This is a genomic window from Burkholderia oklahomensis C6786 (assembly GCF_000959365.1).
Taxonomy (GTDB): domain Bacteria; phylum Pseudomonadota; class Gammaproteobacteria; order Burkholderiales; family Burkholderiaceae; genus Burkholderia; species Burkholderia oklahomensis.
This window is the reverse complement of the sequence record NZ_CP009556.1, coordinates 2,858,294-2,871,508: the sequence shown is the minus strand read 5'-3', so window position 1 is coordinate 2,871,508 and position 13,215 is coordinate 2,858,294. Positions and strand designations below refer to the sequence as shown.

The following is a 13,215-nucleotide window of genomic DNA, read 5'->3' as shown; positions in this document are numbered from 1 at the left end:
GCGGCGTCGAGGGTGCGCTGCGTGAGCGCCTGATCGACATGATCGAGCATCGTCGAAGCTCGTGCGGCGACGCGAGTTCGCCGGGCGCCGCCGCGGCGCGTGTCGTGTCGGCAAGAAGCGTGCGTCGTCGTCCGAACCCGTTCGGCTCAGCTGCCGCCCGCCGCCGAATTCGCTTCCATCACGTGCGCGCCGCCCGACGTCAGCATCGCGCGCAGCCGCGCCGCGTCGAAGAAATCGGAGTGACGCCCGGCCGAATCCAGCAGCACCATCACGACCTCGCGCCCGTCGATCGTCGTCTGCATCACGAGGCAAATGCCGGACTCCCTGATATAGCCCGTCTTCTGCACGCCGATGTCCCAGTCTTCGTCGCGCAGCAGGATGTTCGTGCTGTGGTAGTAGAGCGTGCGGCGGCCCGTGTCGACCTCGTATTTCAGGTCGGTCGAATACTGCCGGATCAGCGGATACTGGTAAGCCGCCTCGACCATCTTCGCGAGATCGCGCGCGGTCGACACGTTGTATTTCGACAGTCCGGTCGGATTCTCGAAATGCGTATCGATCATGCCGAGCGATCGCGCCTTCTGATTCATCGCATCGACGAATGCCTGCCGGCCGCCCGGGTAATAGCGCGACAGCGCCGCCGCCGCGCGATTCTCGGACGCCATCAGCGCGATGTGAAGCATGTCGTCGCGGCTCAGCGTCGAGCCGATCGCGAGGCGCGAGCCGGTGAACTTGTCTTGATCGCGATCGTCGTCGGTCACTTCGATCCGCTCTTCGAGCGGCGCCTTCGAATCGAGCACGACCATCGCCGTCATCAGCTTCGTCACCGACGCGATCGGCACGACCGATTGCGAATTCCGGTCGAACAGCGTTTCGCCGGTATGCGGGTCGATCATGTAGGCGATGTTCGAACGGAGTCCGGACGGCCGTGACGTAACGCGCGGCTCGAACGAGCGGGCGCTCAGCGGCGCGCGCGGCGAGAACGTGACCCGGTGGACGCCGCCTGCCAGCCTGTAGCGGCCCGCCTTCAGATGGCGCGTGGCGACCGCGTGCCCCGCGAGCGACGCATGGCCCGATTGCGGATGAAAACTCGCCTTCCTGATGGACGCGGAAGCCACGGGATGCCGCTTCGACACGGAGGATTTCGCCTGCGCATCGAACGGCGGGACGGCAAGCAAGGACGCGAGCACGACCGGCAACACCGCCCGCTTCGAGACACGAAGGACGGTTTCGCACATCGCTTTCATCGAGGAAAACGGTGTCGCTTTCATGGTGCCCCAATTATTGAATTCGAGCTTTGGAATGATTATAGTAATCGGCCATTAGATTAGCAATTACAATGACATAGGGAATATTCCTCACCCAAATATTTAATTTGAAACGATCGTTTTTATTTTTACGTGATGGGTTTTTTTCGGCCGAACGAGCGCGCGGAGCCCATTGCGTCGCATCGCACGGAAACGGCGGTCCCGTTCGTAGTCGATTGAAAGAAGGCCGACGAAAACCACGCTCGCGGCCGCGCGCCTGTCGAACACGACGCGCACGCGGCGAGCCGGCCGCCGCTTCGGCGTGAAATTCGAAATAATGCAATAGAAAAGAAGAAACGACGGCGTCGACTTGTTGCGCGGGATCGCCATCCTGCTCGTCCTGATCCTGCATTTTCATCTGACGTACCGGCTGAACGTCACGCCGATCGATGCGCCGTTCCTGTCGGACGCGCTCAAGGCGGTCGCGCGAAACGGCAATGACGGCGTCACGATGTTCTTCGCCGTATCCGGGTTCCTGATCACGTCGACGTCGATCCGGCGCTTCGGCTCGCCCGGCGCGATCGAGCCGGCGACGTTCTACGGGTATCGCGCGTCGCGGATTCTGCCGTGTCTCGCGCTCGTCCTGCTCGCGATCGTGGCGCTCGGCTCGCTCGGCCTGCGCTCGTTCGTCGACAAGCCGGACACCGCGAGCACGCTCGTCGCGGTGCTGTCGGTGCTGACGTTCTGGCAACGTGCTGATGGCGAAGGTCGGCTATTTCAATTGCGCGATGAACATCCTGTGGCCGCTGTCGGTCGAGGAGGCGTTCTATCTTTCGTTCCCGGTCGTCTGCCTGCTGCTGCGGCGACGCCGCTACATCGTCCTGTTCCTGTGCGTGCCGATCGTCGCCGGACCGATCTACCGAAGCCTGCACGCGCACGACGAGATCGTCGCGCTGTACGGCTACGGATCGTGCTTCGACGCGATCGCGATGGGATGCTGCGCGGCGCTGCTTCCGTTGCGCCGGATCTCGCGCGGCCGGAGCCACCGGGCGATCCGGGCGATTGCCGCCGCCGCGATCACCGTCGTCTACCTGTGCGGGCCGATCATGCAAAACGCCGTGTGGGGCGTGTCCATCGTCGCGTTCTGCACCGCGATCCTGCTGTACGGCGTGAGGGACGGATCGCATGACGACGCGGGCGTGCCGCATGCCGCGCTTCGCGTGATCGGTTGGTTCGGACAGCGCAGCTACGAGCTGCACCTGTTTCATATCGTCGTGCCGGGCATTCTGCGCGAGTTCGTCACGCGAGAGACGATCGGCGTCGACGCAAAGCCGCTGTGGCTGATCTTTTACTTGGGTGTGTCGGCGCTCGTCGCGGCGCTCGTGTTCCGGTGCTATGCCGAGCCGTTGAACGACGCGTTCCGACGGAGCGTCGCGCGATTGTCGCCGAGATATCTGCAGAAGTGATGCGCATCGCGGCGTCCGTTTTTTCGGGCGCGATCGTCGATTGGCCGCGATCGGATCGCTCGACGCGCGGCTTCGGTGCGGCGTGCTACCGCGCCGGAGATTGCGGGGCTCAGTGGAAGCCGGCACGCCCGCCGGATTCGCCGCTTCCTGAAAAAAATACAAAATGCCGGCCGAGCTTCGTTGTCCTGATCTGGAATCGATCCCGATCGCGCCGCGCGCATCCCAGCGCCGTTTTGCCCGGCGTCACGCGCGCATGCTTCGGCTGCGCGAGCGCGCACGAAATATGCGGCACCGATCGAATTGATCCAGCGCAACGACGCGGGCCGCGCCCCGCCTATGCTGGGCCTGTCGTGCCGGGCGTCGAGCGAACGGATCGCGATGCCGGCCGCCGGCAGCGCCGCCGCCGGCGCTCGCGCACGACCCCGATGCGCGTCGCGACCCAAGATGAAAGCGCGCGACACATGCGCGCGACGGCGCGTCGATTCGCCCGGCGCCTTCGCGCCGCGTCGCGCACCGCCGTCCATGTGAAGGCGAGGTCGAACATGCCGATCCACAATGCCGATTTTGCGGCGGTCTTCGCCGAGATCGCCGATCTGCTCGAGATACAGGGGGCCAATCCGTTTCGCGTGCGCGCGTACCGCAACGCGGCGCGCACGGTCGGCGGGCTCGGCCGCGACATCGCGGCGATGGTCGCCGACGGGAAGAACCTCGACGACATTCCGACGATCGGCCCCGATCTCGCCGGCAAGCTGAGCGAGATCGCGACGACCGGCACGTGCGGGCTGCAGCAGCAACTGCGCCAGGCGCTGCCGCCCGCGATCGTCGAGCTGCTCGGCGTCCCGGGGCTGGGTGCGAAACGCGTGCGCGCGCTGCACGACGCGCTGCACGTCGAGACGCTCGAGCAACTGAAGGAAGCCGCCGAGAGCGGCAAGATTCGCGGACTGCCGGGCTTCGGCGAGAAGACCGAGGCGCACATCGCGGAGGCGATCGGCGCGCGGCTGCGGCGCAAGTCGCAGCGCTTCCTGCTGTCGTTCGCGACGCAGTATCTGACGCCGCTCCTCACGTATCTGCGCGAGACGCCGGGCGTGAGCGAAGCGCTCGTGGCCGGCAGCTTCCGGCGGCGGCGCGAGACCGTCGGCGATCTCGACATTCTCGTGACGGCGAGCGACCCGGCGAAAGCGGCGGCGCGCTTCGTTGCATACGACGAAGTCGCGCGGGTGCTCGCGAGCGGCGACACGCGCTCGAGCGTCGTGCTTCACTGCGGTATCCAGGTCGATCTGCGCGTCGTCACGCCGGCGTCGCTCGGCGCGGCGCTCGTCTACTTCACGGGATCGAAGGCGCACAACATTGCGATGCGTCGCATCGCGCAGGCGCGCGACCTGAAGATCAACGAGTACGGCGTGTTCCATGGCGAGCGGCGCATCGCCGGTACGACCGAGGAATCGGTCTACGCGTCGATCGGCCTCGAATGGGTGCCGCCCGAGCTCCGCGAGAACCAGGGCGAGATCGAGGCCGCGCGCGAAGGCCGTCTGCCGACCCTCGTCGAACGCAAGGACCTGCGCGGCGACCTGCATGCGCACACGAACGCGACCGACGGTCAGGACAGCCTGCGGGACATGGCGCTCGCGGCGCGCAAGCGCGGCCTCGAATATCTCGCGATCACCGATCATTCGCATCGGCTCGGCGTCGCGCACGGCCTCGACGCGGAGCGCCTCGCCGGACAAATCGACGAGATCGACCGGCTGAACGAGACGCTCGAAGGCATCGTGCTGCTCAAAGGCATCGAGGTCGACATCCTCGAAGACGGCGGCCTCGATCTGCCCGACGACGTGCTCGCGCGGCTCGATCTGGTGGTCGGCGCGGTTCACAGTCACTTCGATCTGTCGCGCGCCGCGCAGACCGAGCGGGTGCTGCGCGCGATGGATCATCCGTATTTCACGATCCTCGCGCATCCGTCGGGGCGGCTGCTCGGCGAGCGCGACGCGTACGACATCGACCTTGCCCGCGTGATCGAGCATGCACGCGCGCGCGGCTGCCATCTCGAGCTGAATGCGCAGCCGCAGCGGCTGGATCTTGCCGACGTCTGGTGCCGGCAGGCGGCCGAGGCCGGCGTGCTCGTGTCGATCGATTCCGATGCGCATCGCCGCGAGGACCTGAACTATCTCGGGATCGGCGTCGATCAGGCGCGGCGCGGCTGGCTGACGAAGGCGCAGGTGCTCAACACTCGCACGCTCGCGCAACTGCGGCCGCTGCTCGCGCGGACGATGGGCGGGAGCGCCGCGTCGGCTGCGGGCGGCTCGACGAAACGTTCGTCGAGCAAGCGGGCGACAGCGCGAGGCGCCGGCGTGGGCGGCGCGCGTCGCGCGAAGAAACGCGGGCACGCTGCGGCCTGAGCGGATGCATGTCGTCGTCGGATACGCTGTTCGGCGGCTCGGTCAATGCGGCCTGCGCGTCGGTGAAGTCGATCGGCATCGACCGGCTCGCCGCGCAATGCACAGGATCGAGTCGGTGACGCCCGGCGCGGACTACAACGATTCGCGCCGCGCGGCGGACGCCGGTTCGACGTTCCGCCGAACTGACGCATACCGGAACGCGCCGGTATTCGGCGTGGGCTGTCCGCGCCGCCGCTGCAGGCGGAGATCGGCTACGGCGAGCCGAAGTCGTCTGGCGATTCGTCGGCCCGCTATCGCGAGGCCGGGTTCCGCACCGATGACCTGCTCGGCAAGCACGCCGGCGTCGATGCGATCCTCGGCTACGCGCACGCGGCCGGCCGAAACGGCAGCGGACCCGCGCAGGCGACGATCGGCGCGACCGACATCGACGCCGGGCGCGCGTCGCAGGCGCGCGTGAACCTCGAGGGCCGTCATCGGTTCCGACGCCACGCCGCGTCCTTCGAGCGCCGGCTCGGCAGACGCGGCGACGCCGCGCCGCCGGGCGCTTTCGACGCGCAGAAAGCGCTTACGGTCGACGCCACTGCATGTTAGACTCCGCCCCTATGTCATATTGGCGCAAGCTCTTCGTTGTCGTGTTGTTGGCACTGAGCCTTCCGGTTCAGTCGCTGGCGGCCGTCTCGATGAATTGCGAGGTCGCGCACGTCGACGACGGCGCGCCTGCCCACCATCTGCTGCAAGCCGGAACGGAAAGCGGTCACGGCGCGCACGATATGACCGTGGCCGCGGCCGACCATCGGCATCCCGGCCTGGGCGACGCACATCACACGCACCCATGCGCGACCTGCGTGTCGTGCTGTGTCGGCGCCGGCTTGCCGGCCGGCTCCGTCTCGGCGGCGTCCTTCGATGCCGCGCGCATCACCCCTTCCTTTCCTCAAGACGCCGGCGCCGTGTCGTTCCTGACGGACGGCATCGAACGGCCGCCCCGAACCTCTCTCGTCTGACCCCTCGGGTCGCAGCGCGCTCGCTGCGATACGCAAACTCGTCCTGACGGCGTGCATGCGCGTCGTCAGGATGGCTGACGACGAGAAAAATTCATGCGAAAGATTTACGCAGCGCTGCTCGGCGCGTCGGCGGCATGGCCGGCGCTCGTGCACGCGACGACGTTCGCCGATCCGGCGGACGCCGCGGCATCGGCGCCCGCCATCGCGGCGCCGTCCGCGCTCGACGGCTACCGTCGCTACCGCGACGACGACGGGCCGACCTGGCAGCAATTGAACCGCACGGTGGCCGAGCCGCCGCGCAACGCGGCGGCGCCGTCCGCCAAGGCGGGCAACGCCGCCGCCGCGCACGGCGGGCACGGTGCGATGCACGGGGAAGCCGCCAGATGACGCCGCGTCTCGTTTCCCTCCGGATCTGCGCCGCGGCGGCCGTGCTGGCGTTCGCCGCGGGCTGCACGACGTTCTCGAACGACGGCGGCTTTGGCGCCGTTTCGACCGCGGCTTCCGAGCGGCTCGGAAAAGAAGCGGTGCTCGTGAAGACCGATGCCGATCGCGACGCGGTCGCGCGCCGCACGCAGGAACTGCTGTCGAAGCCGCTGAGCGTCGACGACGCGGTTCAGATCGCGCTCCTGAACAATCGCGGGCTCCAGGCTTCCTACGCGGAGCTCGGCCTGTCCGAAGCCGATCTCGTGCAGGCCGGCCGGCTGCCGAATCCGGGCTTCACGTTCAGCCGCACGCGTTCGAGCAACGATCTGAGCATCGGCCGGACGTTTTCGATGGGCGTCCTGAGCATGCTGACGCTGCCGCTCGCGACGAAGATCGAAGGCCGGCGTTTCGAGCAGACGAAACTCGAGACCGCCGACGCGATGCTGAAGGTCGCGGCGGATGCGCGCCGCGCATACGTCGAAGCGGTCGCGGCCGCGCAGGCGGCGGCCTATGCGGAGCAGGTCAAGGACTCGGCGGACGCCGGCGCGGAGCTCGCGCGGCGGATGCGGCAGGCCGGCAGCTTCAGCCGGCTCGACTACGCGCGCGAGCAGGCGTTCTACGCCGACGCGATCGCGCAGCTCGCGAACGCGCGGCAGCGCGCGGTGGCGGCGCGCGAGAGGCTCACGCGCACGATGGGCTTGTGGGGCGCATCGACCGAATACGAGCTGCCCGACCGCCTGCCCGATCCGCCCGCCGAGCGGCCGCAGCTCGACGGTCTCGAGCGTTTCGCGATGGAAAACCGCCTGGATATCCAGGCGGCGAAGCTGAGGACGCAGGGTGTCGCGACGTCGCTCGGCCTCACGCAGGCGACGCGCTTCGTCAACGCGCTCGACGTCGGCTATCTCGACAACTACGAGACCGACAAGGGCCACGAGCACGGCTACGAGATCAGCGTCGAGATTCCGCTGTTCGACTGGGGCGGCGCGAAGGTCGCGCGCGCGAAGGCGATCTATCTGCAGTCGGCGAACCGGCTCGCGCAGACCGCGATCGACGCGCGCTCCGAAGTGCGCGAATCGTACGCGGCCTACGTGACGCGCTACGACGTCGCGAAGCACTATCGCGACGAGGTCGTGCCGCTGCGCAAGACGATCTCCGACGAGATGCTGCTGCGCTACAACGGGATGCTCGTCAGCGTGTTCGAGCTGCTCGCCGACGCGCGCGACCAGGTCGGCGCCGTGAACGGCTACATCGACGCGCTGAAGGACTACTGGCTTGCGGAGACCGATCTGCGGCAGGCGGTCGGCGGGCGTCTGCCGCACGGCGCGGATGCGGCGGGCGAGTCGCGCCCGGCCGCGCCGGCCGCCGCCTCGGCCTCGGCCGCGTCGCCTTCATCCGCTGCATCGAGTGCATCGACTGCATCCGCTTCGGCAATCGCATCCCCGGCATCGGCGGCGTCCGCCGCCACCGCGCCGGCTACCGCACACGCACATGGGCAAGCCGCCGCGCCCGCGGCGCCGCCCGCGTCATCCACGAATCCGGAAGGTAAATGAAGATGGTGTCACGTCGAACATTTCTCGGCGGCTCAGGCGCGGCGCTGCTCGGCGCCGCGCTCGTCAGCAAGGCCGGCGCCGCCGCGCTGCCCGAGGCGCCGACGATGGCGAAGGCCGCGACGCAGCCGCCGCTCGTGCCGCCGAACGGCCGTCCGTACACGCCCGTCGTCACGCTGAACGGCTGGACGCTGCCATGGCGAATGAAGAACGGCTGGAAGGAGTTCCATCTGATCGCCGAGCCCGTCGTGCGCGAGATGGCGCCCGGGATGAAGGCGAATCTGTGGGGCTACAATGGTCAGGCGCCGGGACCGACGATCGAGGCGGTCGAAGGCGACAAGGTGCGCATCTTCGTCACGAACAGGCTGCCCGAGCACACGACGGTCCACTGGCACGGCATGCTGCTGCCGTGCGGGATGGACGGCGTCGGCGGCCTCACGCAGCCGCACATTCCGCCCGGCAAGACGTTCGTCTACGAGTTCCAGCTCGAGAAGCCCGGCACGTTCATGTACCACCCGCACGCGGACGAGATGGTGCAGATGGCGATGGGGATGATGGGCACGTTCATCGTGCATCCGAAGGATCGCGGCGCGATGCCCGTCGATCGCGACTTCGTGTTCCTGATGTCCGCATACGACATCGATCCCGGCAGCTTCACGCCGCGCGTCAACGAAATGACCGACTTCAACATGTGGACGTGGAATGCGCGCGTGTTTCCCGGCATCGATCCACTGCCGGTGCGCGCGGGGGACCGCGTGCGGATTCGTTTCGGCAACCTGACGATGACCAACCACCCGATTCATCTGCATGGCTATGCATTCGAAGTGATGGGCACCGACGGCGGCTGGATTCCGCCCGCCGCGCGCTGGCCGGAGGTCACGGCCGATGTCGCGGTCGGCCAGATGCGCGCGATCGAATTCACGGCGAACCGTCCCGGCGACTGGGCGTTCCATTGCCACAAGTCGCATCACACGATGAATGCGATGGGACACCAGGTGCCGAACCTGATCGGCGTGCCGCAGAAGGATCTCGCGAAGCGGATCAACAAGCTCGTGCCCGACTACATGGCGATGGGCAGCACGGGCGGCGCGATGGGCGAGATGGAGATGCCGCTGCCCGACAACACGCTGCCGATGATGACGGGCACGGGCCCGTTCGGCCCGCTCGAGATGGGCGGGATGTTCACGGTCGTGAAGGTCAGGCAGGGCCTTGGCCGGAACGATTATCGGGATCCGGGATGGTTCAGGCATCCGAAGGGAACCGTCGCATACGAATACGCCGGCGAGTTGCCGGAGCGCTGAGTCTTGCCGGGCCGGGCGGCGCCCGGCCCGTTTTTCACCCCCAACGAAGGAGATGACATCATGAAGAACGTATTGACGACGATCGCGATCGCTTGTGCGCTCGCCATTCCGGCTGCCGTGCAGGCGGCGGGCGAGATGGGCGGGATGGACATGACGGGCGGCGCGCGGCAGGCGGGCGACGCGAAAGCGGGCATGTCGCACGGCGAAATCAGGAAGGTCGACACGGCCGCGGGCAAGCTGACGATCAAGCATGGCCCGCTAGAGAACCTCGGGATGGATGCGATGACGATGGTCTTCAGGGTCAAGGATCCGGCGATGCTGTCGCAGGTGACGACAGGCGACAAGATCGACTTCGTCGCCGAGGAAGTGAACGGCGCGCTCACCGTCGTGAAGCTGCAGAAGCAATGACGGTTCGCGCCGCACATTGCATCGCCACGATTATTCAGGATTGGAAATCATGAAGAGATTCGCTTACGCGCAGTGGACCCGGTTCGCTGCGATCGCGGCCTTCGCCGCCGCACCCGCCGCACCCGCCGTCGCGCTCGCGCACGGCAAGCTCGAGCGCGCCGTGCCGGCGGCAGGCAGCACCGTCGACGCGGCGCCCGACGCGCTGCGCCTCACGTTCAACGAAAGCCTCGAAGCGACGTTCAGCACGGTGAAGGTCGCCGATGCGAGCGGCGCGCCCGTCGCGGCGGAGAAGGCGAAGGTCGACGCGGCGAACCCGCGCGTGCTGACGGTCGCGGTGCCGAAGCTCGCGCCGGGCGCGTACACGGTCCAGTGGACGGTGATGACGGCCGACGCGCACAAGACCAAGGGCTCCTACGTGTTCAAGGTGAAGTGATGAACGACGGTTTCCTCGGCATGTTGCGGCTGGCGGCCGTCGCGTTGCAGAACGTCGGCTTCGCGGTCGCGGTCGGCGCGCTGCTCGGCGATCAATGGCTCGCGCGCGCCCCGTCGCCATGGCAGGCGCACGTGAGCCTGCGGTTGATCCGAGCGCTGCGAATCGCGGCGCTCGGCATGCTGCTGTCGAGCATGCTCGCGTTCTGGGTGCACTGCGCGCTGATGAGCGAATCGGCGCTATGGGACGCGTGGCCCGCCGTCCGCTCGATGCTGGTGGGAACCGGCTACGGTCACGCATGGCTCGTCGGCGCGGTGCTGATGCTTGCCGTCGTCGGGCTGTCGCTGCTGCGCTCCGGCAGCGACGCCCGCTTCCCGTTCGCGCTGTGGCTCGCACTCTCGGGCGTCGCGCTCGCGCGCAGCAACGGCGGCCATCCGGTCGACGCGGGGCTGTTCAGCATGCCGGTGTGGGTCGACTGGCTGCATCTGCTCGCGATCAGCGCGTGGGTCGGGCTCGTGGCGATCGCGACGTACGTCGTCGTGCCGCAGCTTGCCGACGCGCGCGGCGGCGAGCGGAAAAACGGCGCCGCGTTCGTGCAGTCGATGTCCGATGCGGCGACGTTCGCGCTCGTCGTGCTGTTCAGCACGGGCGCGTACAACGGCTGGCGAGGCGTCGGCACGTCGGCGAATCTGCTCGGCTCGACGTACGGGCAGGTGCTGCTGCTGAAGCTCGCGCTCGTGGCGAGCGCCGCGGCGCTCGGCGGACACAATCGCTTCTTCGGGATGCCGGCGCTGCTGGCTGCGCTCGACGAATCGTCGTCGAAGACAGAGACATTCGTCGGACCATTGCGGCGCTTCGGCGTCGTGCTGCAGATCGAATCGCTCGTGCTGATGGGCGTGCTGGCCGCGGCCGCGGTGCTTGCCTCGAGCCCGCTGCCGGGCACGATCTGAGCGCCTGGAAAACGCAGGCGTCAAGCGGTGGGCGCGGCACGCATGTTGTCGTCGATCACGCATCGACGTCGAGCAGATCGGGCAGCACTTCAGTCTGCACGCATGCGTGCCGTATACCGTGCTGACGGTGTCGGATGGCAGTACGAAGTTCGCGTTCGAACCATACAAATGAATGACGGAAGCGCCGATCATTTTTAATACGATTGGGCTTTCGTCATTGAGCGCGTCTTCGCCAATGCAGTCGTTCGGCCGTTAACCCCCCACAGTTACTGGCGTTCGCAAAATGAAACTCTTTTCCGACCTGAAGATCGGCGCTCGGCTGATCGTGCTGATCCTCGCCGCGCTCGTCGCCCTGTGCGGCATCACCGGATTCGGCATCTACGAGAGCCGCCGCGTCTACACCGCCGCCAGCTATTCGACAGTCAATACCGTGCCGAGCTTCGTCGTGCTTGACGACGCGCAACTCGCATTCGATTCGATGCTGCTGCTCGTGAATCAACACGTCTTCTCGACGAACGCCGATCAAGCGAAGGACTTCGAACAGAAGATCGCGCAGCAACGGCGCGAGGTCGACAACCAGTTCGCGAAGTACGAGCCGCTGCTGTCGAACGACAAGGACAAGGAAATGCTCGCGACCGATCGCGCGCTGATGAGCCAGCTCGACGCGGTGCGCGACAACGTGCTCGCGCTGTCGCGCGACGGCAAGAAGCAGGAGGCGGGCGACCTGATGGGCACGCGGATGACCGAGATCGCGAAGCAGACGAATGCGGCGCTTGCGGCGCATCGCGCGTTCAACGTCGATCTCGGGCAGGCCGGCTCGAACGAGGCGAAGGACATCATCGATCGCGCGGTGATGCTCGAGCCGTCCGCGGCGGCCGTCGTGCTCGCGGTCGTGTTGTGGCTCGGCGTGCTGATTTCGCGTTCGATCACGAAGCCGATGGGCGATGCGGTGAAGTTCGCGCGCACCGTCGCCGACGGCGACCTGACGACGCATATCGATGCGACGTCGAAGGACGAAACGGGGCAACTGCTGAAAGCGCTCGCCGACATGAACGACAGCCTGAAGCGCATCGTCGGGCGCGTGCGCATGGGCAGCGACGCGGTCGCGACCGCGTCCGGGCAGATCGCGTCCGGTAACCTCGACCTGTCGTCGCGCACCGAGGAGCAGGCGGCATCGCTGCAGGAAACCGCATCGAGCATGGAGGAGCTCACGTCGACCGTCCGGCAGAACGCGGAGAACGCGCAGCAGGCGAGCGGGCTCGCGTCCAATGCATCGGACGTCGCGCTGCGCGGCAGCGCGGTCGTCGGCCAGGTCGTCGATACGATGACCGACATCAGTGAGCGCTCGTCGAAGATCGCGGAGATCATCGGCATCATTGAAGGGATCGCGTTCCAGACCAACATCCTCGCGCTCAATGCCGCGGTCGAGGCGGCGCGCGCGGGCGAGCAGGGCCGCGGCTTCGCGGTCGTCGCGGGCGAGGTGCGCGGCCTCGCGCAGCGCTCGTCGAGCGCGGCGAAGGAGATCAAGGATCTGATCAGCGCGTCGGTGCAGAAGATTCGCGACGGCTCCGCGCTCGCCGACGAAGCGGGCAAGACGATGACCGAGGTCACGCAGGCGGTCGCGCGCGTGACCGACATCATGGGCGAGATCGCGGCGGCGTCCGCCGAGCAGAGCCGTGGCATCGACCAAGTCAATCTCGCGATCACGCAGATGGATCAGGTCACGCAGCAGAACGCCGCGCTCGTCGAAGAAGCGGCGGCCGCGTCGCAATCGCTCGAAGATCAGGGGCGCGAGCTGAAGCAGGCGGTCGCGTTCTTCCGGGTCGACGGCATGGCGGCCGATGCGGTCGCGCCGCATCGTCGGATCGCGGCGCCGACCTTCGCGGCGGCGACGGCGTCGGCACCGCGCGCGGTCGAAGCCTCGAAGCCGGCCGCTTCCACGGCCGCGGCGGCCGCACGCGCACCCGCCGTTGCGGTTGCGCGCGCGCCCGCGGCGGCGGATGCGAACGCGGATTGGGAAACGTTCTGATCGAACGATGATGGTGCGCGGTC

The 13,215-nt window shown here is 67.5% G+C and carries 12 protein-coding genes and 1 pseudogene; 10 read left to right on the top strand and 3 right to left on the bottom strand.

Going from position 1 to position 13,215, the window contains the following annotated elements:
* Positions 1–146: 146 nt before the first annotated feature.
* On the bottom strand, positions 147–1,268 hold the full coding sequence (gene pbpG / locus BG90_RS30295; RefSeq protein WP_010122623.1) for a D-alanyl-D-alanine endopeptidase: 1,122 nt from the start codon (positions 1,266–1,268) through the stop codon (positions 147–149).
* A 99-nt stretch (positions 1,269–1,367) separates the two neighbouring features.
* A complete protein-coding gene (locus tag BG90_RS37685) occupies positions 1,368–1,634 on the bottom strand; it encodes a hypothetical protein (RefSeq protein ID WP_010122625.1) in 267 nt (88 codons plus the stop codon).
* On the opposite strand from BG90_RS37685, the pseudogene BG90_RS37675 reads away from it, so the two are divergent.
* Together BG90_RS37675 and polX are read left to right on the top strand one after the other, a co-directional pair.
* Positions 1,615–2,710 (top strand): annotated as a pseudogene (locus BG90_RS37675) (acyltransferase family protein). The gene BG90_RS37685 and the pseudogene BG90_RS37675 sit on opposite strands and share 20 nt — an antisense overlap.
* 542 nt (positions 2,711–3,252) lie before the next feature.
* Positions 3,253–5,103: a DNA polymerase/3'-5' exonuclease PolX gene (polX, locus tag BG90_RS30280; RefSeq protein ID WP_025990572.1), complete on the top strand. Its 1,851-nt coding sequence runs from the start codon at positions 3,253–3,255 to the stop codon at positions 5,101–5,103.
* 132 nt (positions 5,104–5,235) lie between these two features.
* On the opposite strand, the gene BG90_RS30275 is transcribed toward polX, so the two are convergent.
* Positions 5,236–5,577, bottom strand: coding sequence for a hypothetical protein (locus BG90_RS30275; protein WP_232239103.1), 342 nt, complete (start codon positions 5,575–5,577; stop codon positions 5,236–5,238).
* 128 nt (positions 5,578–5,705) lie between these two features.
* Between BG90_RS30275 and BG90_RS30270 the strand changes: the two genes are divergently transcribed.
* The 8 genes from BG90_RS30270 to BG90_RS30235 all read left to right on the top strand — a co-directional run bounded on the left by BG90_RS30270 (position 5,706) and on the right by BG90_RS30235 (position 13,192).
* Positions 5,706–6,104, top strand: a complete 399-nt coding sequence (locus BG90_RS30270; protein WP_010108068.1) for a hypothetical protein — start codon at positions 5,706–5,708, stop codon at positions 6,102–6,104.
* A 93-nt stretch (positions 6,105–6,197) separates the two neighbouring features.
* The gene (locus BG90_RS30265; RefSeq protein ID WP_010108070.1) at positions 6,198–6,491 is read left to right on the top strand and encodes a hypothetical protein; all 294 of its coding nucleotides are present in this window, start codon (positions 6,198–6,200) and stop codon (positions 6,489–6,491) included.
* The gene (locus tag BG90_RS30260) at positions 6,488–8,077 is read left to right on the top strand and encodes a TolC family protein (RefSeq protein WP_010122633.1); all 1,590 of its coding nucleotides are present in this window, start codon (positions 6,488–6,490) and stop codon (positions 8,075–8,077) included. Before BG90_RS30265 ends, BG90_RS30260 begins: the two co-directional genes overlap by 4 nt.
* On the top strand, positions 8,074–9,375 hold the full coding sequence (locus BG90_RS30255) for a copper oxidase (RefSeq protein WP_010122635.1): 1,302 nt from the start codon (positions 8,074–8,076) through the stop codon (positions 9,373–9,375). Before BG90_RS30260 ends, BG90_RS30255 begins: the two co-directional genes overlap by 4 nt.
* A 60-nt stretch (positions 9,376–9,435) precedes the next feature.
* A complete protein-coding gene (locus BG90_RS30250) occupies positions 9,436–9,783 on the top strand; it encodes a copper-binding protein (RefSeq protein ID WP_010108077.1) in 348 nt (115 codons plus the stop codon).
* Between the two features lie 49 nt (positions 9,784–9,832).
* The gene (gene copC / locus BG90_RS30245; protein WP_038802197.1) at positions 9,833–10,216 is read left to right on the top strand and encodes a copper homeostasis periplasmic binding protein CopC; all 384 of its coding nucleotides are present in this window, start codon (positions 9,833–9,835) and stop codon (positions 10,214–10,216) included.
* Positions 10,216–11,163 (top strand): CopD family protein, encoded by a 948-nt coding sequence (locus BG90_RS30240; protein WP_010122639.1) that lies wholly within the window; start codon positions 10,216–10,218, stop codon positions 11,161–11,163. The genes copC and BG90_RS30240 overlap by 1 nt, the downstream gene beginning before the upstream one ends.
* Before the next feature lie 283 nt (positions 11,164–11,446).
* The gene (locus tag BG90_RS30235; protein WP_010122641.1) at positions 11,447–13,192 is read left to right on the top strand and encodes a methyl-accepting chemotaxis protein; all 1,746 of its coding nucleotides are present in this window, start codon (positions 11,447–11,449) and stop codon (positions 13,190–13,192) included.
* Positions 13,193–13,215: the final 23 nt, after the last annotated feature.